Annotated in this window: 24 protein-coding genes and 1 riboswitch; of the genes, 13 read left to right on the forward strand and 11 right to left on the reverse strand. The window is 53.5% G+C overall.

Annotated features, from left to right (window positions below):
• The first annotated feature begins 126 nt into the window (after nucleotides 1-126).
• Nucleotides 127-1503, forward strand: coding sequence for a tRNA 5-hydroxyuridine modification protein YegQ (yegQ, locus tag DXXMK7_RS15095; protein ID WP_038919808.1), 1377 nt, complete (start codon nucleotides 127-129; stop codon nucleotides 1501-1503).
• 185 nt (nucleotides 1504-1688) lie between these two features.
• Here yegQ and psiE read toward each other — a convergent pair whose 3' ends face one another.
• On the reverse strand, nucleotides 1689-2096 hold the full coding sequence (gene psiE / locus DXXMK7_RS15100; protein WP_038669395.1) for a phosphate-starvation-inducible protein PsiE: 408 nt from the start codon (nucleotides 2094-2096) through the stop codon (nucleotides 1689-1691).
• A 304-nt stretch (nucleotides 2097-2400) separates the two neighbouring features.
• Between psiE and DXXMK7_RS15105 the strand changes: the two genes are divergently transcribed.
• From DXXMK7_RS15105 to DXXMK7_RS15125, 5 genes are all read left to right on the forward strand, one after another.
• Entirely contained in the window at nucleotides 2401-3180 is a 780-nt protein-coding gene (locus DXXMK7_RS15105) for a TIM barrel protein (RefSeq protein WP_038919809.1), read from the forward strand.
• Nucleotides 3181-3450: 270 nt separating this feature from the next.
• A complete protein-coding gene (locus DXXMK7_RS15110; protein WP_038919810.1) occupies nucleotides 3451-4698 on the forward strand; it encodes an MFS transporter in 1248 nt (415 codons plus the stop codon).
• 21 nt (nucleotides 4699-4719) lie between these two features.
• Entirely contained in the window at nucleotides 4720-5790 is a 1071-nt protein-coding gene (locus tag DXXMK7_RS15115) for a sugar phosphate isomerase/epimerase (RefSeq protein WP_038919811.1), read from the forward strand.
• The gene (locus DXXMK7_RS15120) at nucleotides 5787-6941 is read left to right on the forward strand and encodes a Gfo/Idh/MocA family protein (RefSeq protein WP_038919812.1); all 1155 of its coding nucleotides are present in this window, start codon (nucleotides 5787-5789) and stop codon (nucleotides 6939-6941) included. Before DXXMK7_RS15115 ends, DXXMK7_RS15120 begins: the two co-directional genes overlap by 4 nt.
• A gap of 103 nt (nucleotides 6942-7044) precedes the next feature.
• Nucleotides 7045-8025 carry a LacI family DNA-binding transcriptional regulator gene (locus DXXMK7_RS15125; RefSeq protein WP_038919813.1) on the forward strand — a complete coding sequence of 327 codons (981 nt, stop codon included), beginning with the start codon at nucleotides 7045-7047 and terminating at the stop codon, nucleotides 8023-8025.
• A gap of 132 nt (nucleotides 8026-8157) precedes the next feature.
• On the opposite strand, the gene DXXMK7_RS15130 is transcribed toward DXXMK7_RS15125, so the two are convergent.
• The 8 genes from DXXMK7_RS15130 to DXXMK7_RS15165 all read right to left on the reverse strand — a co-directional run bounded on the left by DXXMK7_RS15130 (nucleotide 8158) and on the right by DXXMK7_RS15165 (nucleotide 17914).
• Nucleotides 8158-9012: a sugar phosphate isomerase/epimerase gene (locus DXXMK7_RS15130; protein ID WP_038919814.1), complete on the reverse strand. Its 855-nt coding sequence runs from the start codon at nucleotides 9010-9012 to the stop codon at nucleotides 8158-8160.
• A 426-nt stretch (nucleotides 9013-9438) separates the two neighbouring features.
• A complete protein-coding gene (thiD, locus tag DXXMK7_RS15135; RefSeq protein WP_038919815.1) occupies nucleotides 9439-10242 on the reverse strand; it encodes a bifunctional hydroxymethylpyrimidine kinase/phosphomethylpyrimidine kinase in 804 nt (267 codons plus the stop codon).
• Entirely contained in the window at nucleotides 10239-11033 is a 795-nt protein-coding gene (gene thiM, locus DXXMK7_RS15140) for a hydroxyethylthiazole kinase (protein ID WP_038919816.1), read from the reverse strand. The genes thiD and thiM overlap by 4 nt, the downstream gene beginning before the upstream one ends.
• A 34-nt stretch (nucleotides 11034-11067) precedes the next feature.
• Nucleotides 11068-11172, reverse strand: a riboswitch (TPP riboswitch).
• A 65-nt stretch (nucleotides 11173-11237) separates the two neighbouring features.
• Complete coding sequence (locus DXXMK7_RS15145) at nucleotides 11238-12440, reverse strand: MalY/PatB family protein (RefSeq protein ID WP_038919817.1); 1203 nt, start codon at nucleotides 12438-12440, stop codon at nucleotides 11238-11240.
• A gap of 72 nt (nucleotides 12441-12512) precedes the next feature.
• Nucleotides 12513-13829, reverse strand: coding sequence for a multidrug effflux MFS transporter (locus tag DXXMK7_RS21415; RefSeq protein WP_082202658.1), 1317 nt, complete (start codon nucleotides 13827-13829; stop codon nucleotides 12513-12515).
• Nucleotides 13829-15223, reverse strand: coding sequence for a Gfo/Idh/MocA family oxidoreductase (locus DXXMK7_RS15155; RefSeq protein ID WP_225622600.1), 1395 nt, complete (start codon nucleotides 15221-15223; stop codon nucleotides 13829-13831). Before DXXMK7_RS15155 ends, DXXMK7_RS21415 begins: the two co-directional genes overlap by 1 nt.
• A 147-nt stretch (nucleotides 15224-15370) precedes the next feature.
• A complete protein-coding gene (locus DXXMK7_RS21420) occupies nucleotides 15371-17077 on the reverse strand; it encodes a carbamoyltransferase C-terminal domain-containing protein (protein WP_049854879.1) in 1707 nt (568 codons plus the stop codon).
• 15 nt (nucleotides 17078-17092) lie between these two features.
• Entirely contained in the window at nucleotides 17093-17914 is an 822-nt protein-coding gene (locus DXXMK7_RS15165) for a bifunctional 2-polyprenyl-6-hydroxyphenol methylase/3-demethylubiquinol 3-O-methyltransferase UbiG (protein ID WP_038919819.1), read from the reverse strand.
• Between the two features lie 419 nt (nucleotides 17915-18333).
• On the opposite strand from DXXMK7_RS15165, the gene DXXMK7_RS15170 reads away from it, so the two are divergent.
• From DXXMK7_RS15170 to DXXMK7_RS15195, 6 genes are all read left to right on the forward strand, one after another.
• Nucleotides 18334-18729 carry a hypothetical protein gene (locus DXXMK7_RS15170; RefSeq protein WP_038919821.1) on the forward strand — a complete coding sequence of 132 codons (396 nt, stop codon included), beginning with the start codon at nucleotides 18334-18336 and terminating at the stop codon, nucleotides 18727-18729.
• A gap of 431 nt (nucleotides 18730-19160) precedes the next feature.
• Nucleotides 19161-19919 (forward strand): transporter substrate-binding domain-containing protein, encoded by a 759-nt coding sequence (locus DXXMK7_RS15175; protein WP_038919822.1) that lies wholly within the window; start codon nucleotides 19161-19163, stop codon nucleotides 19917-19919.
• A 6-nt stretch (nucleotides 19920-19925) separates the two neighbouring features.
• Entirely contained in the window at nucleotides 19926-20627 is a 702-nt protein-coding gene (locus tag DXXMK7_RS15180; RefSeq protein WP_038919823.1) for an amino acid ABC transporter permease, read from the forward strand.
• A complete protein-coding gene (locus DXXMK7_RS15185) occupies nucleotides 20605-21330 on the forward strand; it encodes an amino acid ABC transporter ATP-binding protein (protein ID WP_038919824.1) in 726 nt (241 codons plus the stop codon). The genes DXXMK7_RS15180 and DXXMK7_RS15185 overlap by 23 nt, the downstream gene beginning before the upstream one ends.
• 1 nt (nucleotide 21331) lies before the next feature.
• Nucleotides 21332-22000: an amino acid ABC transporter permease gene (locus DXXMK7_RS15190; protein ID WP_038919825.1), complete on the forward strand. Its 669-nt coding sequence runs from the start codon at nucleotides 21332-21334 to the stop codon at nucleotides 21998-22000.
• A gap of 105 nt (nucleotides 22001-22105) precedes the next feature.
• Nucleotides 22106-23293: an MFS transporter gene (locus tag DXXMK7_RS15195; protein WP_049842598.1), complete on the forward strand. Its 1188-nt coding sequence runs from the start codon at nucleotides 22106-22108 to the stop codon at nucleotides 23291-23293.
• Nucleotides 23294-23326: 33 nt separating this feature from the next.
• Here the strand turns inward: DXXMK7_RS15195 and DXXMK7_RS15200 are convergent, their stop codons facing one another.
• Nucleotides 23327-24223, reverse strand: coding sequence for a LysR family transcriptional regulator (locus DXXMK7_RS15200; protein WP_038919827.1), 897 nt, complete (start codon nucleotides 24221-24223; stop codon nucleotides 23327-23329).
• A gap of 85 nt (nucleotides 24224-24308) precedes the next feature.
• On the opposite strand from DXXMK7_RS15200, the gene DXXMK7_RS15205 reads away from it, so the two are divergent.
• Complete coding sequence (locus tag DXXMK7_RS15205; protein WP_038919828.1) at nucleotides 24309-25091, forward strand: NAD(P)H-dependent oxidoreductase; 783 nt, start codon at nucleotides 24309-24311, stop codon at nucleotides 25089-25091.
• A gap of 117 nt (nucleotides 25092-25208) precedes the next feature.
• On the opposite strand, the gene DXXMK7_RS15210 is transcribed toward DXXMK7_RS15205, so the two are convergent.
• Nucleotides 25209-25601 carry a VOC family protein gene (locus DXXMK7_RS15210; protein ID WP_038919829.1) on the reverse strand — a complete coding sequence of 131 codons (393 nt, stop codon included), beginning with the start codon at nucleotides 25599-25601 and terminating at the stop codon, nucleotides 25209-25211.
• Nucleotides 25602-25767 lie beyond the last annotated feature (166 nt).

The raw sequence follows: 25767 nt of genomic DNA on the forward strand, positions 1-25767 counted from the left end.
CACGTCAATAGGCTTACTTTTTGTAAGCTGACTACTGATTTTTCCCGCCGTTGGCGTTAGAATCTGCCGCCTTTACTGTTCCCGCCCGGGAACAGCCTGACCTGTGATCAGACTTGAGAAAACACCATGTTCAAACCGGAATTACTCTCTCCGGCCGGTACGCTGAAAAATATGCGTTACGCCTTTGCCTATGGCGCTGATGCGATTTATGCCGGCCAGCCCCGCTACAGCCTGCGCGTGCGCAACAACGAATTCAACCACCAGACGCTGGCGCAAGCCATCAGCGAAGCCCATGCGCTGGGCAAAAAATTCTACGTGGTGGTTAACATCGCGCCCCATAACGCCAAGCTGAAAACCTTCCTGCGCGATCTGCAACCGGTTGTCGAAATGAACCCGGATGCGCTGATCATGTCCGACCCGGGCTTGATCATGCTGGTGCGGGAAAACTTCCCGCAGATGCCGATCCACCTGTCGGTACAAGCCAACGCGGTAAACTGGGCGACGGTGAAATTCTGGCAGCAGATGGGGTTGAGCCGGGTGATTCTGTCGCGCGAGCTGTCGCTGGAAGAAATTGAGGAAATCCGCGCCCAGGTGCCGGAAATGGAACTGGAAATCTTCGTCCACGGCGCACTGTGCATGGCCTATTCCGGCCGCTGCCTGCTGTCCGGTTATATCAATAAGCGTGACCCGAATCAGGGCACCTGCACCAACGCCTGCCGCTGGGAATACAACGTGCAGGAAGGTAAAGAAGACACGGTGGGCAACATCGTGCATATCCACGAGCCGATTGCCGTCACGCAGCTCGACGCCGTCCAGGTGGAACCGACGCTGGGCATCGGCGCGCCCACCGACAAGGTATTCATGCTGGAAGAGAAGCAGCGTCCGGGCGAATACATGAGCGCGTTTGAAGACGAACACGGCACCTACATCATGAACTCGCGCGACCTGCGCGCCATTCAGCACGTGGAACGCCTGACCAACATGCAGGTCGCCTCGCTGAAAATCGAAGGCCGCACCAAATCGTTCTACTATTGCGCCCGCACCGCGCAGGTGTATCGCCGCGCCATTGACGATGCCGCAGCGGGCAAGCCGTTCGACCCGACGCTGCTGCAAACGCTGGAAGGGCTGGCGCACCGCGGTTACACCGAAGGCTTCCTGCGCCGTCACGTCCACGAGGATTACCAGAATTACGACTACGGTTACTCGGTGTCGGACCAGCAGCAGTTTGTCGGGGAGTTTACCGGCGAGCGGCGCGACGGGCTGGCGGAAGTGGCGGTCAAGAACAAGTTCTCCCGCGGCGACAGCGTGGAAATGATGACGCCGGGCGGCAACGTCCAGTTCACCATCGAAACCCTGTTCAACACGAAAGGCCAGCCGATCGATGTCGCGCCGGGCGACGGCCATACGGTGTATCTGCCGGTGCCGGACGACATCGCGCTGGAATACGCGTTGCTGCTGCGAAATCTGCCGGGTACCAGCACCCGCAATCCGCACGCAAAATAACAAAAAAGTGACAGTATGGTGCCAATTGTGACATTTTTTAGAATCAGATCACATCAATGGCCTAGCTAACTGGTTACTATTGCAGCGCTGAGAAAATACAAAACGAAAAATAAGCGTAGTTATGCTACTAGGAACCACCTCCTTGGCCAGCTCAATCTCCCTTGAGCTGGCTTTTTCTTTTCTGGTTATTCCCGCTTCAGGCGCGGGCTGTTGACCAGATAGAGCGTGATCACCAGTATCAGAATCGCCCCGGCGTAGGTGAAGGTATCCGCCGGGTTTTTATGATCGACGATGATCAGCCGCACGATGGCGGTAATGCCGATGTAGATAAAATAGCGCAGCGGGAAGTGATAGCCGGACAGGAAATACTTCACGATCAGCGCCAGAAACTCGAAATAGAGAAAATAAATCACCAGGCTTTCGATCAGCATGTAGGACGACTCTTTCTCATTGCTGACCAGCAGTACCGTAGCCAGATGCCAGGTTTCCTTGCCCAGAAAGACAACCAGAATCACCGCCAGCACCAACAGGCCGCAATTGAGTATGGTCTGCAGCCCTTTGGCAATCATGACCGCGCGCGCTGAACCCGCCATGAGTATCTCCTCAACAATCTCACTCAGAGAAAAACGACCATTCAGAAAAAAGTAACCATTCAGAGAAAAACGATCGTTCAGAAAAAACATCACCCCAAAATCCGGTGATCGCTAGCCCTGCCGCAGGCAATAATCTGACGTAGATCACAAAATTACCGGGTCATGGGCGGACTGTCTATGCAATATTTTTACCCATTCGCCAATTTATCCGCGCAATGGCGTCTGCGAGGAGCAAGCGCTCGCGGATACACGCCCCTATAGCGCGCATGGCATACGCAACGCCACCGTGAGGTCACGCAACAACATGAAAAATCAACTCTCCGTCTGTGCCGAAATGGTTTTTCCGCAACGCCCGTTCATCGAACGCGTCAGGCATATTCACGCGTTGGGCTTCGGTGTTGAAATGTGGAGCTGGGAACACAAGGATATCGACGCACTGGCCGCAACCGGCGCCCGCTTTACCTCCATGTCCGGCTTTCTGGCCGGAAACCTCACCGATAGCGAGGGGATCCGCATGCTATTAAAGACCGCGCGGGCGTCGCTGATCGCGGCCGACAAGCTGGATTGCCTGAACCTTAATCTCACCGGCAGCGCGCTGGATGCCAGTGGGCTGCCGGTGACGCCGGTCGAAAACCTCACCGGCTCGATGTGGTTAAACGCCGCCGCCGCGCTGCATGAAATTGCCCGTCTGGGCGAACAATACGGCCGCGTCTTTACGCTGGAAAACCTCAATGTGGAGGTTGACCATCCGGGAACACCGTTTGCCAAAGCCAGTGAAACGTTCGCGCTGGTTTCCGCCGTCAATAGCCCTTACCTAAAGATGAATCTCGACCTCTACCACGCACAAATTGGCGAAGGCAATCTCACCGAGCTGATTCGCCGCTGTCACCCCTTTATCGGGGAAATTCAGGTGGCTGATGTGCCGGGCCGTCACCAACCGGGAACCGGAGAGATCAATTACCGCCACATTGCCAGAACGCTGAATGAGGTGGATTACCGCGGGCCGATAGCGCTGGAAGCATCGGCGCAGGGGGATGACGCAGAGGCGCTGGCGCAGTTTCGGGCGCATTTTACGCTGGACTGACCCACCCGGCTGGCGCGGCCCGGAGAAGACAAGCGGCGTCGGTCGCGCCATGCCCGGTTTGATAGACGCTGAATGCTGCTGCCTGCCCGTCCTGATACCGTATATTTTCGATCGCCGGCACACCTTCGTCGCCGTCACGGGTTTGCCAGCCATAGTTTCCTGTGATAAATCTCGCATTTCCAAAACGTACTCAGAGAGTTCATTAAAGTAATCGATTACTTTCTACCTGAAGATATTTTGTAATCGATTACTTTTAAAAGGCGGGAGAATATGGCTTCTTCAATGATGAGTACCGAATTAAAAACATCACCGCATAAACTGCTCGTTCCCCGGCTGTCATTCATGATGTTTATGCAATTTTTTATCTGGGGAAGCTGGTCGGTCACGCTGGGGCTGGTGATGACACAGCACAACATGTCTTCATTGATTGGCGACGCTTTCTCAGCCGGGCCTATCGCCTCCATCCTGTCCCCTTTTGTGCTTGGCATGCTGGTTGACCGCTTTTTCCCTTCGCAGAAAGTGATGGCGGTAATGCACCTGGCCGGCGCGGCGATCCTGTGGTGTGTTCCGCAGGCGCTGACCAGTGAAAACGGCGCACAGCTGATTGCATTGTTGTTCGCCTACACGTTGTGCTACATGCCGACGCTGGCGCTGACCAACAACATCGCCTTCCACAGTCTGGCGCAGGCGGAAAAAACCTTTCCGGTGGTCCGGGTGTTCGGCACGATAGGCTGGATTGTCGCCGGGATCCTGATTGGCGTTACCGGTATTGCCGCCAGCGTGATGATTTTCCAGCTTGCCGCGGCGTGCTCTGTCATGCTGGCCGTTTATAGCCTGACCTTACCCCATACGCCGGCGCCGGCCAAAGGCCAGCCGCTGGCGTTGCGCGATCTGTTCTGCGCCGACGCCTTCGCTTTGCTGAAGAAAAGCCATTTTCTGATTTTTGCTGTCTGCGCCACGCTGATTTCCATTCCGCTGGGCACTTACTACGCCTACACCGCGTCATTCCTCGCGGATCTCGGCATTAAAGACGTCAGTACGGCGATGTCGTTCGGCCAGATGTCGGAAATCTTTTTCATGTTGATTATCCCGCTGCTGTTCCGCCGCCTGGGCATCAAATACATGCTGCTGATCGGTATGCTGGCGTGGTTCCTCCGCTATGCGCTGTTTGCCCTTGGCGTCAGCGAGACAGGACGCGGGCTGTTGTATCTCGGCATCCTGCTGCATGGCGTTTGCTACGACTTTTTCTTTGTCATCGGTTTTATCTATACCGACCGCGTTGCCGGCGAAAAGGTCAAAGGTCAGGCGCAAAGCCTGATTGTCATGTTTACCTACGGCATTGGCATGTTGCTCGGCTCGCAAATCTCCGGCGCGCTGTATAACCGGCTGCTCGGCCAAACCACGCCGCCCGACGTACACAACTGGGTCACCTTCTGGTGGATCCCGGCCGTTATGGCCGCCGTCATCGCGTTTATTTTCCTTCTTTCCTTTAAATATCAAGAGCAAGACAACCGTTAAGCCATTACATCGGGAGGCAGCATGCAAACAATAAAAGGGCCGGGGTTATTTCTCGCGCAGTATATTGGGGAACAGGCGCCCTTTAACTCACTGGAAGGGCTGGCCGGCTGGGCGGCCGGCCTCGGTTTCAAGGCGCTCCAGATCCCCTGTAACCATCCGCACATCTTTGATCTGGAAACGGCCGCGCACAGCCAGACCTATTGCGATGACGTCGCCGGACGTCTGGCTGAACACGGGCTGGTCATTAGCGAGCTCTCCACCCATCTCGAAGGCCAGCTGATTGCCGTACACCCGGCTTACCACCACGCTTTTAACGACTTTGCCCCGCCGGCGGTTCGCCACCACCACACGGAGCGGCAACAATGGGCGGTCAACGCATTAAAAAACGCCGCCGCGGCGTCGGAAAAATTGGGATTGCGCGCCCATGCCACCTTCTCCGGCGCCCTGGCCTGGCCCTATTTCTACCCGTGGCCGCCGCGCCAGGAGGCGTTAATCCAGGAAGCGTTTGACGAGCTGGCCCGGCGCTGGCGCCCTATTCTGGATGTGTTTGATCACCACGGTATCGACGTCTGTTACGAATTACACCCGTCGGAAGACCTGCACGACGGCATCAGCTTTGAGCGTTTTCTCGCTGCGGTCGATAACCACCCACGGTGCCACGTGCTGTACGACCCCAGCCATATGCTGTTACAGCACATGGATTACCTCGCCTTTATCGATATTTACCACGACAGAATCCGGGCCTTTCATGTGAAAGACGCCGAGTTTACCCCCAGCGGCAAAAGCGGCGTCTATGGCGGCTATCAGCCCTGGACAGAACGCGCCGGGCGCTTCCGCTCGCCGGGAGACGGCCAGATCGATTTCAAGTCCATTTTCAGCAAGCTGGCGCAATATGACTATCCGGGCTGGGCGGTTCTGGAATGGGAATGTTGCCTGAAAGAGGCGGAAACCGGCGCGCGGGAAGGCGCTGAATTCATCCGTCGCCACATCATCCCGGTGGCCGGAAAAGCGTTTGATGACTTTGCGGCCACCACCAGCGATCGCCAGGCCATCAGGAACATGCTGGGACTGAAAGGAGAAGACGCGTCATGATCAATGTCGGCATTATCGGTTCAGGTTTCATCGGGCCTGCGCATATCGAAGCTATCCGGCGTTTGGGGTTTGTCAATGTGGTCGCGTTATGCGACAGCACCCTTGAACTGGCGCAGGAAAAGGCCCGTCAGTTAGCTATCCCCCACGCCTATGGCGACGTTGACGCGCTGCTGAATCATCCCGGTCTGGAGGTGGTGCACAACTGCACGCCCAATTACCTGCACGCCGCCATCAATCGCCAGGCGATGCTGGCGGGTAAACATATCTTTTCCGAAAAACCGCTATGTATGACCAGCAAGGAAGCCCGCGAATTGGTTGCGCTGGCGCAGGAAAAAGGCATCGTTCATGGGGTCAGCTTTGTTTACCGCCACTTCGCGATGGTGCAGCAGGCGGCCAGCATGATCCGCCAGGAGACGCTGGGCCGCCTGTTTGCCGTACACGGCGGCTACCTGCAGGACTGGATGCTCTACGAAACCGACTATAACTGGCGCGTCGATGCCGCCAAAGGCGGTCTGTCCCGCACCGTCGCCGACATCGGCTCCCACTGGTGCGATACCATACAGTTCGTCACCGGCCGCAAAATCGTCGAAGTGATGGCGGACCTCTCCACCGTCTACCCTACGCGCAAGGCCAGCCGCCATGCGGCAGCCACCTTCGGCGGCCCCGACGCAGCGGCGGCGGAATATGAAGACAAGCCCGTAACTACCGAAGACTTCGCCGCCATCCTGCTGCGTTTTGATGACGGCAGCCGCGGCAGCCTGACGGTATCTCAGGTGAGCGCCGGCAGAAAAAACCGCCTTCACTTTGAAGTTAACGGCGGGCGGGCCTCGCTGGCCTGGGATCAGGAACTGCCGCAAAATCTGTGGATCGGGCAGCGTGACCGCCCCAATCAGTTACTGTGCGATGATCCGGGATTGATGAATGCGGATGTGTCCAGCCAGGCCCATTTTCCCGGCGGCCACATTGAAGGCTGGCCCGATGCGTTTAAAAACATGATGCTGCGCTTTTATACCTATCTGCGGGACGGCAAGCAGCCGCAGGTCGATCCCTGCGACTTCGCGACGTTCCACGACGGCGCCACGATTATGTTCATCATTGATGCGATAGTGCGCAGCCATCAGGAACAACGCTGGATCGCCATACCGGCATAATCCCCGATAGTCCGGCGGATATCGGCCGGACTATCGATTTTTTCGAGAAAACAAACTGTGATAGCCTGTGCGCAGAGCTCATGTTCAGGAATGTTTTCCCATTATGTCGATTCAAAAAATCGCACGACTTGCCGGCGTTTCCGTGGCAACCGTATCGCGGGTGCTGAATAATCAGGACTCCGTTAAGCCCCAAAACCGTGAACGTGTACTGAACGCCATCCAACAAAGCAATTACCAGCCCAATTTACTCGCCAGACAATTACGCACCGCGAAAAGTCATATGCTGCTGGTCATGGTTTCCAATATCGCCAATCCATTCTGTGCCGATGTGGTAAAAGGCATTGAATCCGAAGCGGAGCAAAACGGATACCGCATCCTGTTATGTAATTCCGGCTCGGATACCGCGCGGGCAAAATCCAGCCTGTCATTATTGTCCGGGAAAATGGTGGATGGAGTCATTACCATGGACGCGTTATCCCGTTTGCCGGAACTGACCACGATGATAGGCGACGCGCCCTGGGTGCAGTGTGCCGAATACGCCGATGCGGCGGCGGTTTCCAGCGTCGGAATTGATGACCGGCTGGCCTCCCGTTTTGTGCTTGAGCATCTGCTAAACAATAACCGCCAGCGTATTGCCATGATCAATCACGACCTGAATTATAAATATGCCCAACTGCGGGAACAGGGCTATCGGGAAATGATTGCCGAGCGCGCCCTTCATTACGCTTCGGTTATTTATGCCAGTGAACTCAGTTACGAAGCGGGAAAAAAAGCCATGCTATCGTTGCTTGATGAGGAAATACGACCGGATGCGGTATTTGCCGTATCAGACACACTGGCGGCCGGGGCGTTAAAAGCGATTGAAGACGCGGGATTGCAGGTGGCGAAAGATATCGCCGTGATCGGTTTTGACGGTACCGAATTAAGCTATATTACTTCGCCGCAATTAAGCACCGTCCAGCAGCCTTCACAGGAAATTGGCCGGCAGGCCGTAAAATTACTGCTGCAAAAAATCAATGAGCCTGACAGCCTTCCTGAAAAAAGAATCCTGGACTGGCAATTTATTTCCCGGGCATCCGGTTAGGATATTATGCGTTACACGCTGACCGGCAGATGGTCTGAAAAACAATAACGCTCTCTTTGATTAACGCGGACTGTGGTACAGACAACCTCATAATAGGTTGTCTGTAGCTACTCAAAAAAAGATCATGTCATCTTAGGGATTGACATGCTTTAGCAGAAATTTCCTGGCGGTGGTGATAATCGAATAGGGATCTTTGGGGGCATCGTGTTCAACGATAAACCAGACTTTGCCCGCTTTTTCTGCCGCCGGGAATATTTCATCCCAGGTCAGAATACCTTCCCCGGCCGGCGCAAAATTCATTTCATCATTACGAATGCCAATCGGTGCGTGGTCCTTGGCATGAACGGCAAACACCCGCCCTTTATATTTTTTCAGCAGACGCGCCGGGTCCTGACCGCCTCGCGTCACCCAGGCCATATCCAGTTCGATCGCCAGATTGGGGGCATGATCAAAAAGAATTTCCAGCGCCGTTTTGCCATTGTACTTTTTCATCTCAAAATCATGGTTATGGTAGCCCAGCGTCATCCCCTGCTTTTTAAGATAGCGCGCCAGATTATCCAGCTCCTGCGCCATATTTTTCCATGCCTGCGCGCTGTCCGGCCGGTCAGCCGGTTCAATCCAGGGAACAATCAAGACACGATTACCGATAGCATTGTTAAACGCGACCACGCCTTGACTGTCCTGCCGCAAACTCGTGAGCTGAACATGCGCCGATATCGCCTTCAGGTTATATTTCTCAAGCAGCGTTTTCATCTCGTCAGATGACACATTATGGTCGCCGACCAACTCGACGGCATTAAATCCCGCCTTATTAGCCATTGCGAACTGTTCTTCCAACGAGCCGACATTACGCAGGGTGTACATTTGCAGCGCGATGGGCACATTCCCTTTTCCCGCTTCAAGGTTCGCTCTGGCAAGTAATGGCAACGCATTGAGGGTAAACAACGAGATAAAAAGTGATAAACGTAAAAATCGCTTCAGATACATAAGACTCTCCAGATAGATGTTCCTTGTTTTGTTGTTATCAATGTCTCAATTACTCCTGCCGGCCGAAACACATTTCCCGGCCTTCGCCATTAGGTTTCCCACGAAAAGTAATCGATTACTTTTCATGTTAATCAGAAAGAAAAAATATCTCAACCGCCAACGACAAGGCGTTGGCGATTCACGGCTTACATCAAAAAAAACGGCGACACAGGAATATCGTAATACCCCCACCCCCCTTAATATTCTGCCGCTGTTTTCAGAATAAGGCGGTGCTTACGGCCATACATTTTTATCTGGCTGCAATAACATGCTCTTTTCAGTCGATGCGCATTGGCTGTTGCGGCAATCACGCTGTCAGGCGTGGATCCTGGATGCGATGCGGCCATTGCCGACGGCCTTTTCCACCGCCGACAATCAATAAATGCGTCACCACCAGCGATGAAAATGGTGTACCGGGCCGATGCCGTGGCCGACCTCCAGCGAATCCGCCTGTTCCAGCGCGCCTTGCAGATACGCCCGCGCGGCGGACAGGGTATCCGGCCAGTTGTCATAACGCGGGCGCAACGCCGCCAGCGCCGCCGACAGCGTGCAGCCGGTGCCGTGCGTATGCCGGGTGTTGACGCGCGGCGCGCTCAGCCGCACCGGCTCCGCATCCGGCATGAACAGCCAGTCCGGGCTTTCGCTGTCGCTCAGGTGACCGCCTTTTATCAGCACCGCCTGACATCCCATCGCCAGCAGCGCGTCCCCCTGCCGTCGCATGCCCCGCTCATCGTCGGCGGGCGCGCACTGCAACAGCGCCGCCGCCTCCGGCAGATTGGGGGTAATCAGCGACACCCGCGGCAGCAGCAGCTGGCGCACCGCCGCCACCGCTTCCGGCGCCAGCAGCGGATCGCCGCTTTTCGCCAGCATCACCGTGTCCAGCACCACATACGGCACCGGGTAGCGCTGCAGCCGGTCCGCCACCGCTTCCACGATATCCGTCTGCGCCAGCATGCCGATTTTGGCGCTATCGATACGGATATCGCTCAGTACCGAATCCAGCTGGGCGGCGACAAACGCCGGTTCAATGCGATAGACCGACTGTACGCCGCGCGTATTCTGCGCCACCAACGCGGTAATCACGCTGGTGCCGTAGGCGCCCAGCGCCGAGAACGTTTTCAGGTCGGCCTGAATACCGGCGCCGCCGCTCGGGTCGGTGCCGGCGATAGTCAACGCGTTGATACGTTTCATGCCGGCGCCTCCCGGTTCAGGGTATACAGCGCATCCAGAAACGCGGGGATGAAACTCCCCGGCCCGTGCGCCTGTGCCGCGGCCTGTTGCCCGCAGTGCGACATCACCGCACAGGCGGCGGCGATATGACTGAGCCGGTCGCCCTCCAGCGCGCAGAAACCGGCCACCACCGCCGACAGCGCGCACCCGGTGCCGACCACCCGCGTCATCAGCGGATCGCCGCCGGGTACCGCCAGCACTCGCTCGCCGTCGGTCACGTAATCCACTTCGCCGGTTACCGCCACGCAGGTGGCCCAGCGGCGCGCCAGCGTAACGGCTGAAGGCAGCGCCGCCAGCACATCGTTGCCGCTGTCCACCCCGCGCCCGGCCGAACGTTCGCCGGCCAGCGCCATGACTTCGGAGGCGTTGCCGCGGATCGCCGCCGGCTTCATCGCCAACAGTTCAAAAGCAAACTCGGTGCGAAAACGCAGGCCGCCCACCGCTACCGGGTCCAGCACCCACGGCGTGCCGACCTCGATGGCGCTCGCGACCGCCGCGCGCATCGCCTGCGCGCGGTCGGCTTCAAGCGTACCCAGATTAATGAGTAACCCATCAGCCAGCGCGCCAAACTGCGCCGCCTCGCCCGCGTCCACCACCATCGCGGGCGAGGCGCCCAGCGCCAGCAGCACATTAGCGGTAAACCCCTGCACCACCTCATTGGTGAGGCAGTGCACCAGCGGCGCGCGCAAACGGAAAGCATCAAGGGAATCCGCGACGGACGCGGCAGGGAAAAGTACAGGTCGAGCGTTCATAAACCTCCCAACCGGCGTGAAAGAAGGCGGTACCGGCGGGATACCGTGACTTCCCTACGCTGGCATAATCCAGATCAGGTAATACGGGTATATCTCAGCCGTTTTCCATGACAGGAACGCGGCACCCCGAGTCAACGAACGCCATTATTGGAAGCATTGGCTAAAAAGGTCAATGGCGGAAAAAAGACGCCATGCCGCGCCGCGCTACACCAGCCCTCCTGTTTTCCCCCTCGCCGTAAACATATCGGCTAATTTCGCCAGTGCGGAATGCAGCAGGGCGCGTCGACAGGCAAAATTAATCCGGGCAAACCCGGCGTACGCCGCGCCGAACTTCGCGCCATCATCCAGCCACAGCCCGGCCTGGTTCAGCAAAGTCGCCGGTAAATCGGCCGGCGCAATGCCGCTTTCCCGAAAATCCAGCCAGCCAAGATAGAGCGCATCGGCGTCGAACAGCCGGACCGGTGAGTCCGGGCCAAGGTTCGCCTGCAACAACGCCCGGTTATCGCGCAAATAGTCCAGCAACGCGGATAACCACGGCCCGCCATGACGGTAAGCCGCTTCGCAGGCCGTCAGCCCCAGCATATTGGGGATATACAATGAACAGCGCGCATAGGTTCGTTTCAGCGCGTCGCGTATCGTCTTATTGGGAATGAACAGATTGGAGGTGTGCAATCCCGCCAGATTGAAGGTTTTACTCGGCGATGTGCAGGTAATGCTGTGGTCGGCGAATTCGTCGTTAATGCCGGCAAACGGCTGATGCCGTTTCGCGGGGTTAATGATCAAATCCTGATGAATTTCATCGGAAACGACCATCACGCCATGACGCCGGCAGATGTTGCCCATCGCCAGCAGCTCGTCCCGGCTCCAGACATGCCCGGTCGGGTTGTGCGGATTACATAAAAAAAACAACCGCGTCGTCGGCGTGATCGCCTGTTCAAAGGCATCAAGATCCAGCGTATACCCTGATGCCGTTTCGGTGAGCGGAGCCGTCACCACCTGGCGGTCGTTCATCGTTACGCTGTGATAAAACGGCCCGTAAACCGGCGGCTGGATCAACACCCCCTCACCCGGCTGGGTAAACGTCTGCACAATCATGCTCAGGCTGTTCACCACCCCCGGACTCTGCACGATCCAGTCTTCATGAATTCGCCAGCCATGATGATGCAACTGCCATTGGATAATGGCGTCAAACAGGGTTTCGCTGGCTCGCGTATAGCCAAAAACGCCCTGGTTGATGGCGTCGTGCAGCGCCTGTTGCACTTCATCCGGGCACCTAAAATCCATATCCGCAATCCACAAAGGCAGCGGCGGCCGTGAGGCGGGGTGCGGCAGATACGGAGAAGGGTATTCCCATTTCAATAAATGAGAATGCGAAAAATCGATAACCTCATCGAAACGGCAAGTCATACCTCACTCCAATTCCCTATATCATCCCGCTGCCAGATATCGCCCCCATGCCGGACATCACTCCAGCGGGGATCAATTCGAATTCGGGGACGGTTTTTCGAGCGCCGCCGGCTCCGATTGATGCCGTCTGACACGCGTCATCCGGTAAGCCTGCAGTTGCAGCAGCAGCGCTACGGCCAACAGAAAATAGGCGGCAATCATCGGCGACCAATCGTCGCGCCAGCTGTTCATCACGGCCCAGGCAACCAGCGAAGAGAACGACATCTGTATCGCCGCCATCAGCGCGGAGGCCTGCCCGGCCAGCGACGTGAACGGAGACAGCGCCACCGCCGCCCCGGTCGCAATCAGTACGGCGAACCCCAGGCTACCCAGCGTGGCTGAAAGAAGATAAGGCCAGACCGACACGGTCAGCACATGGATCGTCAGAATAAAGCCGCTCATGGCCAGTAACATCAGCACTGCGCCGCCATACAGAATCACCGTCTCTTTCACTCGCCCCAGCAACCGGGCGGTCAGCAGGCTTCCGCCGGTGATAGCCAGAGCGTTGACGGCAAAATAGTATCCAAATTGATCCACCGGGATATGCAGCGTGTCGATCAGTACGATGGGTGAACTGGAAAAGAAAATCAGTTGCGTGGCAAAACCGAAGCTGGCGGCAAAACACCCCAACCGAAACTCGGGGTGCCGAAAAACAGCCAGATAGCCGGAGAAAACGCTTAACGACGGTGTCGGGGACAGTGCGCCATCACGCGCCCTGCCGCACGCAGCCGGCAGCGGTTTCCACAGCACCAGTACACCGCACAGCAGCGCGAAAGCGCCCAGCGCATAAAAACTGGAACGCCAGCCGTAGTGTACGATCAGCAGTCCACCTATCACCGGCGCCAGCACCGGGACCAGGCTTATCACGCCGTTAAGCAGGCTAAATACCTTCCCGATGACCGCACCCTGAAAGCGCAGCGGCACGCTGGCCGACGCGGCAACCGCCATCGCGCCAGCCCCGCATCCCTGCACCAGCCGCAGCGCGATGAACCAGGCGATCGTGTCGGTAAAATACACGCCGATCGCGCTCAGCGCGTAAACCAGACTGCCGCACAACAAAACGCATTGCGCGCCGAGGCGGTCGACCAGCGGCCCGAAGAAAAGCTGACTGAGGCTCAAACACAGCACAAATCCGCTGATAATCCATTGCGTCATCCCCGGCATGCTGCCCAGTTCATGGGATATCAGCGGCACGCCGGGGAGGCAGATATCCAGCCCCAGCGGCGCGGCAATCACTAACGGAAACAGGCCGGCAACCCGCCCCATACTCTTTTTCTTCAAACCAACACACTCTTTCTTCAACCCAACACGCTCTTTTTTCAACCCACGACTCTCTTTTTTCAGCCCCATCACGGTACGAGCGCTTCTGCCCGCAGAACCGCGGCCCGGCTTTTGAAACGACGATTAATCAACGGATTCAGCCGATGGTAACGATGGCTGATCGACTGGTAAATCGCCGACGTCAGCATCGCGCCCACCTCATGTTTACTGAAATCAGACACCATATCGCCCGCCGCAATCTCGCCCCGCATGCCGGCAATAAATTCATAAAACGCCTTGGCTTTGGATTTTCCCTTCAATCCTTTTCGTCCGCCTTCCATCGCAATAATGTCGTCGATATCGAACACTTCGACATGTTTTCCGCCAAGCATTTTGTCATTGCGGAAAATATAGATTTCCAGATGCTCTTTCGTGCCGACACGATGCCGCTCGTCCGACGCATCGTCGGGCAACTCATCCGACTTATAGGAATGAAAGTGAATCGACTGGAACGGCCCTTGCTGAAAGATATGCGACTCATGAGAAACGCGGCCATTACCTTTATAGAGATCTCTTCCCGCCGCCGTTACCCAGTTTCGCTGCGAATAGCCGTTATGACACAGGTTAATGGACGCCGCGGTCAGCGTCCTGTCGCCGCATTTAAAACAGATATTGCTGCTGCAATCCACTTCGCCAAATGTTCCCAGCAACAGCCCCAACTGTTTTTCATCATAATGGTTGGATTCGTCGAAACGACGTTGCCCAAACAGCGCACGATAATCATCGAGCTCTAGTTGACTGAGCACATCATCCGGCCGGATCGCCATCGAGAAGACGTCAATATTATCGAACTGTTTGCCTTCGCCAAATCCGGCTTCCAGGACAAAAGGCACAATATCGAAATAGTGATAACCGCTGTGCGAGCATTTTCCATAACCCTGATTGTAAGGATGATAATGCTGTTCCACCATTTCCGTCGGCATACGCCACTGACCGTCCGAATGAAAGGTCTGCACATTGGTTACCGGACAATGGGTCTGCGCAAAGCACTCGGCAATATAACGCTTGATCAGATTAAACGACGTCTGATAGCGCCGCTGCGCCATGAGAGAAAACACCTGACAGGAATTATCACGCCGCTGTTTTTGATACAGGGCATTCAGCGCATGATAATCTTCGGCAATCTTTATCGATTTCTCAATTGAGGTGGAAATGCCTTCATAAGATGAAATCGGTTTATCCATCAGAACAGACAACCCGGACTCCAGCGCCCAGCGGGCATACGGCGTATGGGCCAGCGGTTCGGTGGCGATGATCACGCCATTAATCGCGTATTTTCTCACCACGTCATCCAGACGTTTTCTGGCATCGGCGCCTAATTCAGTCTGGCTGTTATCGCTGTCATTAAAATAAAGGATTTCCGGCTGTAGCCGTTTGCCCGCAAGATACGCCTCTATTCCCCGCTTTGCTGAAATAAAATCCACCGCGGCGCATAAGTTTAATCCAGGGTCATCACAGGATGCCTCCAGCAGCGGATAATATATTCTTTTGGCGTGAGGCCCGAACCCGATTAGCAGCAAATTGACAACGTTATTATTCGTCAACATAAGATAGTCGCTCAAATCCTTGCATTAATGGTTCTGTTTCTTTTCCAGCAGATAATTGCCGATAAACAAGGCATCCATACCAACGGCATGCCTGAAACAGTCAATAGCATCGTCCGGCGATTCAACGATCGGCATTCCGGCCAGATTAAAACTGGTATTGAGCACCACAGGCACGCCGGTCAGGTTCCCCAACGCCTTAATCAGCTGGTAGAACTTTTTATTGGATTCAGCGGAGACGGTCTGCAATCTGGCCGTGCCGTCGACATGAATACAGGCGGGCATATCGACTTTGGCCTGGGTTTTCACCGGCGCGACTTTCATCATATAAGGGACCGGCGACAGCATATCAAAATACTTATCGGCGGCTTCTTCCAGCACCACGGGCGCATAAGGTCGGAACCACTCGCGCAATTTTATCTGACTGTTGAGAATTTCCTTCGTCCAGCTATTGGAAGGCGAAGCAAGAATACTGCGGTTACCCAGCGCTCGTGGCCCGTATTCACTGCGATCCTGGAACCAGCCGATAATTTTTCCTTCCGCAATCAGACGAGCGGCCTGATATTCCGGCTCACTGACACGTTGAATGCGAAATTCGTCTTCACAGGCGCGCAGGCTGCCGGCAATATCCTCTTCAGAATAAACCGGCCCCAGATAAGGGGAACTCTCAAATTGCGGAACCCGGTGATCTTTCTTCCAGAAATATTCCGCGGCGGCGCCCAGCGCCAGGCCGGCATCGCCCGGAGAAGGCGGTACGTAAACCGTAATGCCCAATTCCTCTTCCAGTTTACGGTTCATCACGGAGTTCATGGCTACGCCGCCCGCGACGCACAACGTATCGATGTGGTATTGCTCAATCAGCGCCTTCGCCCGCCGAATAATCGATTTTTGCAGCTGATCCTGCGCCCAGGCCGCCAGATGCATATCAAACGGACGAATAACTTCTCCTTTACGGCGCCGCTCCGGAATATCCATACCCTGCTTTTTAAACCATGCTTTCAGATCCTTGGTGCAATCATCGGCATAGCGTTCATCTTTCAGCGCGGATATTTCTCCGGCCGGCGTTTCAATAAACGGCGAATAGTTTGAAAATACCGCCGGATTGCCGAAAGAGGCCAGTCCCATGGTTTTGCCCGATTCACGATAACTGTCAAACCCCAGATAACAGGTAATATCGCCATAAAACCGGCCATATCCCTGATCGCAAGGTTGCGCATTATCCTGAGCGAGGAGGGTCAAATCATTATTCTCGTACAAATAATAGCTGACTTGCTCCGCCGCATTATTTTCCAGCACCACCGCATCGGCTCTTTCGCCAATAAGATTCCCCGTATGGTCGGCCACCACGATCAAGGCGCGTTTGACATCCGTCTGGCTGACCGCGCTTAACGCATGAGCCGAATGATGCGACGTCACGGCGTGAATGTTATCAAACCCCGGAAATAACGCGTCGATCTCCTGTTTAAGTTTGCCGTCAAGCTCGTGCGCGCCATTCATCGGCTGCCCAAAGCTCACAACGGAGATAGCGGAAATATCACTCAGCGCCAGTTTATTACGTTGCAGAATTTCCCGGACGGCACAGGTTACCCGACCATCATACTTTTTCCTTGAAACCCGCTCCTCCGCAATGGCGGTAATCACCTTGTCGCGGGTCGCCAGCACCACATTGCCATCGTAAGTTACTGTTCCATCCGCCAGTACCGGAAGATTTACTGCTAAAATTAGCTCTTGCATAACCATCCCTTTTTTCTAATGCTTTTTTGCCCGCAATAAAAACGTCAATGGAATAGCTGAAAGCCCATTATTGAAGCGCCACCAGCCGTCTTCATGCTGCGATAGTTGAGAAAATGCTTTATAGAAACCTTTATCGAACTCCCGAAAAGCCGTTATACACAGGCTTTCGTTGGTCAGACTGGTGATAATTTCAGACAGGCTATGAAACCAGACATATTGTTCCTGATTCTCTATCTGGCGATGGTCATTGGCATAAGAGTATTTATAATTTGCTTTTACCGGCGCACCGGACTGAACAGGAGAGAATAAGGCATTGCCATCAAGCGGTGCATTATCCTGATGAGGATTACTGAACATTTTTGCGACAGGATGCTCGTCAATCAGCAGTAATTCGCCGCCGGGTTTCAGGTGTGAAGCGATAGTTTTCGCCCACAAATTCAGGTGCTGAAGCCAGACCAGAACACCGTAAGAGGTAAAAACCAGATCGAATTCGCCCAGCTTCAGCTCAGAAACATCATAAACACTGGCGCAATAAAAATTCGATTTAAGACCAAATTTAAGTTTTATTGCATTGGCGGTTTCAATGGCTTCAACTGAATAATCAATTGCGGTAACGTCCGCTCCCATTATTTCAAGGGCAAAGCTATCCAAGCCAATATGACATTGCAGATGAAGTACTTTTTTATTATGTAAATCGCCTAACTCAGACAGTTCGATATCTTTTAGCTGATATCGCCACGGGTCATAATTGCCAACATCATAATCGGATTGCCCGGAATGAATTCGGGCCAGCTCATCCCAGAACTGAATATTCTTACTATCATAAAAGTTTTTCAACTGATAATTCCTTTTATTGAAATAAAAGAATGAAACATGAAAAACTATAATTCGCCGGGGATGGTAGTTTACGAAATCATAGATGTCAACGAATGTTATTTATGGGAACACGCTATTAATTACAACGCTCACAATTTAAAAAAGAGATTATGGGCAGTGATAACCTATATTTCCACCAAAGATGATTAACGAATCGACTTACATTTAATGCGTTGTATTCACAATACATCACTATGTTTTTCACTCAGACCATTTATTAGTGATAATGCACAAATTTAAAAATTGGAATATTACTACCGACTCACTTCACGATATTTTCACCAGAATGATAATGATAATAAAATTCATAATATCTCCATCGCATCGTTATCTGTCGGCGTGAAGCCAGGAAAAACCGGGAAATCCCGACAATTCACGTCATGACGACACAGGCTGTCCCGGGCACGAGCATTAGCTGTTTTCTGCTTACCGCCCTGTTGCCGGTGATGATTAGCGAACGTCAATTCACCTTCAGCCAGCCTCCTATATTGCCAGCATCGCCAGCGCCAACCACGCAGGCTACCTGTCTGACAGTCTGCTGTTTTTTATTCAGCCGTCTGGGGCAAACCTCATCTAATCCGGCATTGATGCTGTTCATCGGCACGGTGGCAAGGCAACAACAACTGCGGCTGTTGATAAAAAACCGCCAACGCTTCAGGGAGTTTATTTACTGCTGTATCGCACATAATATAAGAAAATACATCTATCTAATTAAGATTTTTCTTCTTGTTAAAAACAATAAAACCATTATCAGAATATATTTTCGTCACAATTAGAATAAGCGTATGTGTAGTACTATGGTTAGCCAGGCTCCTTCAATCATACTGTTGCTGGATTAAACGTGGTACAAAACAACAGACCGCTGAAATACCTGCCCGCACCGCATATCATAAAGCCTGTCACCTGAGTCTAAGCACGAACAAAATTTGCACAAACAGAGAACGTTGTTTATATTGAACACTTGGTAGTTTGGTAAGGTGATAATCGCATCTCTGACATTCACGACACTGAGATATTTATCATTTTATCATATAAGATAATATTAAGATTAAACGGAGCACATACTGGAGTCCGGTATGTTGGCGACGCCCCTTCCTCTGGATGAAATGCTGCTTATAACCTTTTACGGCGGCAATAGTGGTCATACTTTTCTTATTACAGTTAATTCAAAAATTTATGTATCCCCGATTAAATCCAGGAGCCCTGTATGTTATTAAAAAAATTTCTTTTAGTGATGATTTTAGGAATAACCTCATTTACTGTTGTCGCAGCCAATCCCGTTAATGGAAAGACACTTAATGTCGCCGTGTCCCCTGCCTCGCCACCGATGCTATCCAAAACTACTGACGGGAAATTGGAAGGGATTGATCTGGAGATTTTCTCTTCTTACTGTCAGGAAAGGAAATGCGAGCTAAAAATAACAGAGTACTCATGGGATGGGATGCTTGGCGCGGTAGCTAGCGGTCAGGCAGATGTAGCATTTTCAGGAATATCCATAACGGACAAACGTAAGAAAGTAATGGATTTTTCATCTCCATATTATGTTAACTCCTTTAATCTGGTCAGTCTGGCGAATCGTAAAATAGATCTGAGCGATCTGAATGAGTTAAAAAAATATTCAATAGGGTTCCCCCGGGGAATGGCTTATGCTGACCTAATAAAAACCACTCTTGAACCCAAAGGATATTACTCATTAAGCAAAGTAAAGCTTTACCCCTCTTATAATGAAACCATTGCCGATTTGAAAAATGGAAATATAGACCTGGCATTCATAGAGGATCCGGTTTACTTTAACTATAAGAATAAACAAAAAATGCCTATTGAAAGCCGCTATGTATTTAAAGGTGTTGATCATCTTGGGTTTGCTTTTAAGAAAGGTTCGCCGGTGCGGGATGATTTTAACGCCTGGCTTAATGAGCAAGGCGAGGAAAAAATATCTGGCATCGTAGATAAATGGATGAAATAACAGCACATGTCATCGCAAGATATAATAAATGCATGTTATTTTTTGCTTGAGGGTATCGTAAACACGCTCATCGTTACATTTACGTGTTTTACCTCAGCATTGATTACCGGATTGACAGTCGCCGTTTTACGGCGACTGGCTTTTCCATCAATGAAGAAAACTCTGGATTTCCTGGTTTTCATTTTTCGTGGAGTTCCAGTTTTAATAGCCGTTTTTCTCGTCTATTTTGGTCTTCCGGCAACAGGCCTGAGCATTTCCCCATTGTTCGCAATGAATCTTAGTATTGGATTAATCAGCGGCGGTTATCTTGCGGAAGTGTTCCGCGGCGCGCTTCAATTGGTAGAGCCATCAGAAATTACAGCTGCTAAAGCGGCTGGTTTAAGTAAGCTACAGATCTTAAGCAACATAGAGTTCCCTCAAATGCTCCGTTTTGCTGTCCCTGGGATATTAAACGAATTTTCATCTGTATTGAAAGCCACACCTTTTGCCTATACCGTGGGTATATCTGAAATTACAAAACAGGCAATGACCCTGACCGCTGTCACCATGAACGGCCTGGTAATTTATACCATTGCAGGAGTATTTTACTTTCTCATTTACAAATTATCTCTTGTTGCAGCCAGGCTGATTGAAATGAAATTCAAAATGACAAGTGATGAATTAAATAGAGTGAAGGTGAAAATGTATGGCATTGATAGAATTAAGTGAAGTAAGTAAAGAATTCAACAATAAAAAGGTTTTAGACAACATCAACTTAAAGATTAAGTACGGAGAGGTAAAAATAGTCATGGGCCCGTCTGGCTGCGGCAAGACGACACTACTGCGTTGTCTGGCTCAACTTGAAACCCCAGATACAGGCAATATATTCTTTCATGGCAAAGATGTTAATGATAGAAAATTCAACACCCTTGAATTCAGGAAAAAAGTTGGTTTTGTTTTCCAGAATTACGCATTATACCGCCATCTGAATGTTATGGATAACATTACTCTGGCTCTTCGTAAGGTATTTAACATTCCCCATAACGATGCCAGAGATAAAGCTTTATACGAGCTGGAAAGGCTGGATATGACTGCACACAGCATGAAATATCCTTCACAGCTCTCTGGTGGGCAACAGCAGCGTGTCGCACTTATTCGTGCTCTGGTAACGGACCCTGAAGTGATTGTGTTCGATGAGCCTACGTCAGCCCTTGACCCGCTGATGACCCGTGAAGTGGGTTCGCTCATTAAGCAGCTTAATGAGCAAAAAGTGACAATACTATGTGTCACTCATGACATACGTCTTGCTAAACAACTTTGTGACAGAGTTACTTTCCTAAATTACGGTAGGATCCGTGCAGAAGGGTCTTTTGATGAGCTCTCATCCCTTGATGCCGATCCGGACATTCATTATTTTTTTGGAGAGCAATAATATGTCCGATGGATGGGTTAATTTCTATACTGAACTGATGGAACAACTTCCGCTGGTTTTTGACGGGATCGTTGAAACATGTAAACTTGCTATTATTGTTTCCTTCTCGGGTCTTCTCTGGGGCATTGTCATTTTTTCCCTAAGCATCAGTAATCAATCTACAGTTAAACGTATGACGAAAATATATATGGATTTTTTCATCGGCACACCATTAATTCTTATTTTATTTGTCATTTATTATGGTTTACCACAGACAGGCATCCACCTGTCGTCTTTCGTTGTGGCAGTAACAGGCTTTACACTTAACATCGGAGCCTATAATGCGTCCTATATGACAACAGCTTACAATTCACTGAGAAAATATGAGACTGAGGCAGCCATCGTGCAGGGGTTTAGCCGGTGGCAGATTTTCCGATTAATTATACTACCTCAGGTTTTCATTACCTCTGTACCTGCGCTGACTAATCAGGTAATTAACAATATTAAAGACAGCTCTATTGCTTTCCTTATCCAGTACACTGAATTTTTCTCCCGCATTCAGGAGGTGGCCTCGACGAATTTTGAGTTTTTCGATGCCTATTTATTTGCTGCGTTGGTTTATCTGGTTTTCATTACTTTTATCGTCATGCTATCCAGGGTAATTGAACGCAAACTGGGCATCGCTGAATAAATCAAATTTGAGTCCCCGGGCAGGTACGCCCTTTCTGCACTTTTGTTTGCCTTTAGGCAACATTGCATTTACCTTTCATTTACCACCCTTCACTGCCGCTACCTGATGGATACCACACCGCACATGAGCGCCGGACAACGGCTGAAAGCCGCGCTGTTCGGCATGACCATACTGACGCTGGGCATGGGCATTGGTCGCTTCCTGTTTACCGCTTTGCTGCCGGTAATGATCGGTGAAAACCGGTTCACCTTCAGCCAGCTTTCCTATATCGCCAGCGCCAACTACGCAGGCTACCTGTTCGGCAGTCTGCTGTTTTCGTTCAGCCGTCTGGGGCGGACATCCCATCCGGCGTTGATGCTGTTCATCGGCGCGGCGGCCACCGGCGTGTTGATTTTCGCCATGGCGCTCGACCTGCCGGTGATGCTGGCGGTGGTGATTCGCTTTCTGGCCGGCGTCGCCAGCGCGGCGGCGATGATCTTCGGCTCGATGCTGGTTTTGCAACACACGCACGACAGCCGGGTGATCGCCTCGCTGTATGCCGGGGTCGGCGTCGGCATTCTGCTCGGCAACGAATATGTGATTATCGGCCTGAAACAAGGGTTGACCGCCAGCGGGTTATGGTGGGGCGCCGGTCTGTTGTCCGTCGCGCTATTGTTGCTGCTGTGGCTGCTCTATCCCCGTCAGGCGGACAGCGCCGCCCGGCACACCGCGCCGCCGCCTGCCGACCAGGCGATGAGCTGGTGGCAACTGGCGACGCTGTACGGACTGGCGGGGTTTGGCTACATCATTGTGGCGACTTATCTGCCGCTGATGGTGAAAACGCAGGGCGCGTCGCTGCTCGCGGCGCATTTATGGTCGCTGGTCGGGCTGTCGGTCGTTCCCGGCTGTTTTTTCTGGCTGTGGGCGGCCCGCCGCTGGGGCACCTTGCCTTGTCTGTCCGCCAATTTGCTGGTTCAGGGCGGATGCGTACTGCTGACGCTGTTTAGCGACTCCCCGCTGCTGCTGATCATCAGCGGCCTCGGCTTTGGCGCCACCTTCATGGGCACCACATCGCTGGTGATGCCGCTGGCGCGCAGGCTGCATGCGCCGCACAGCATCAATATGCTCGGGCTGGTCACCCTTACCTACGGCGTCGGGCAAATTATCGGCCCGCTGCTGACCAGCGCCTTGCAGGCGTCCAGCCATGCCGTATCGATGGCGATCGTTTGCGGCGCCGTAGCGCTGTTCGCGGCGGCGGGCATCAGCCAGCTTAATCATCTTGTCCGGCAAAAATCGGCGCCGTCATCCCCTTAGCCTTATGCCGGCGGGCTACCCCGGAGCGGGTGCTCACGCCACCGCCTGGGCGATCAGCCCCCGCAGCCATTGATGCGCGCGATCGCGGTGCCAGCGCTCATGCCAGTACATCGCCATCTCAAACCCCGGAATCTCGATCGGCGCCGCGGCAACCTGCAGGCCGGGCTGGTCGCGCAGTAGCCGGGACGGCAGCATCGCCACCAGATCGGTGGTCGCCAGCACCGACATCATAAACAGGAAATGCGGCACCGACAGCACCACCTTACGCGCCAGCCCCATCGCCGCCAGCGCCCCATCCGTTGCGCCGTGAAAACCGCCGCCGTCCGGCGATACCATCACGTGCTCAAGCCGGCTGAACTGGTCCAGCGTCAGCGGATGGGCCAAATGCGGGTGCCCGACCCTACCGGCCAGTACATAGTGTTCCTGGAACAGTATCCGGCGGCGCATTCCCGACGGCGCCATGTCGCTGGTGTGCAGCGTCAGATCGATGTCGCCTTGTTCCATTAGCCGCAACATGGCGGACGGCGGCGTTTCCAGAATCGCCAGCCGGGTATGCGGCGCCTCACGGCGTAACTGGCTCAGCGCCGGCAGCACAATGGTCGACTCGCCATAATCGAAGGCGGACACCCGCCACGTATTATCGCCGGTTGCCGGGTCGAAAGCCGCGGAAGGCGCAATGGCGTGCTCAAGCGATTCCAGCGCCTGTCGCAACGGCTCCCGCAACTCATCGGCTCTGGCGGTCGGCTTCATGCCTCTGGGTCCGGGCAACAGCAGGGGATCGTCGAAAATCTCCCGCAGCCGGGCCAGTTGTACGCTCACCGACGGCTGCGACAGGTTCAGCCGCCGCGCCGCGCGGGTAACGTGATGCTCCGCCAGCAATGCGTCCAGCGTCAGCAGCAGGTTCAGATCCAGTCTTCTGATATTGTTCATGACTATGCCTGATATAACGAACATTCATTTCAACTATAACAGACCGCCTCCTATGCTGTGCTCCTGTCAACAAGGAGACGATGTGATGAAAGTTTTACTGGTTTATGCCCACCCCGAACCTCGCTCGCTCAACGGCTCGCTGAAAAATGTGGTCGTCAGCCATCTGGAAAGCGCCGGTCATCAGGTTCAGGTATCCGATCTGTACGCCATGCAGTGGAAAACCACGCTGGATGCCTTCGACAACACCGACCGGCAGGCGGAGGCCCCGTTCCACCCGTCGCTGGATTCACAGCGGGCATTTACTCAGGGCACACAGTCGCCGGATATCGCCCGCGAGCAGGACAAACTGCGTTGGGCCGATACCGTCATTCTGCAGTTCCCGCTGTGGTGGTTCACCATGCCCGCGATTCTCAAAGGCTGGATCGACCGGGTATACGCCTACGGTTTTGCCTATGGCGTCGGGGAGCATTCGGCAACACACTGGGGGGATCGCTACGGGGAGGGGTCAATGCGAGGCAAGCGCGCCATGTTGTTGGTCACCACCGGCGGCTGGGAATCGCACTACGGTCCGCGCGGCATCAATGGGCCGATCGACGATTTGCTGTTTCCCATCCAGCACGGCGTGTTGTATTACCCTGGCTTTGAGGTGATGCCGCCGTTTGTGGTCTACCACACCAGCCGGATGGATGACGCGCGCTACGCGCAAACCTGCGATGCGTTGAAACAGCGTCTGGATATGCTGTGGCGCGACGAACCAATACGGTTTCGGCAACAGAATGCCGGCGACTACGCTATCCCGGCATTAACGCTGAAACCGGACATCCAGCCCGACCGCAGCGGCTTTGGCATCCACATCGACCGCGCCTGATCTTTCGTTTTTGGGGAATTCGTTTTTGGGAAATCCGCTTTTGGGAAAAGAGAACGTCTTCCCTTTCCCGCCACGGTTTTGAGTGGGGTAGCCTGCCTGCGGCAGGCCATCTACCCGTTACGGCGCCCGGTGATACACCGCTTCGATGTTGTAACCGTCCGGGTCGCGCACAAAGGCGGCGTAGTAATCAGGATGGTATTTGGCCCGCACGCCGGGCTGGCCGTTATCCTCGCCGCCCGCCGCCACCGCCGCGGCGAAAAACGCATCCACCTCCGCTCTTGATTCTGCGCTGAAGGCAAAATGCACCGGCGGACGCGACGCTACCTCGCCCTGAAAAATCCAGAATTCACCGCCAGGATCGGAAGACTGGCCGTACCCCATCAACACGCCGAAACTAACGGCGAATTTCATGTCTTTGACCTGCTCATACCCTAATGGCTTTAACGCCTGTTCATAAAACCGCCGGCTACGACGCAGATCCGACACCGGAATACTCAAATGATCCAGCATGTTCCCTCCCTTTGGCGATTGAATTCTGTGGTTTTCCGCCCCGATTTACATCACGTCCGACGAGGCGGAATGACCAACATAATCGCGTTGCCTGTGGGAAAAGATGATCCAGATCTATAAGCCAACGCTTAGTTATTCATTAAAAGTGATTTTTTATTGGCTAGAA

The sequence above is a fragment of the Dickeya sp. MK7 genome, from assembly GCF_000406305.1.
Lineage (GTDB): Bacteria > Pseudomonadota > Gammaproteobacteria > Enterobacterales > Enterobacteriaceae > Dickeya > Dickeya fangzhongdai.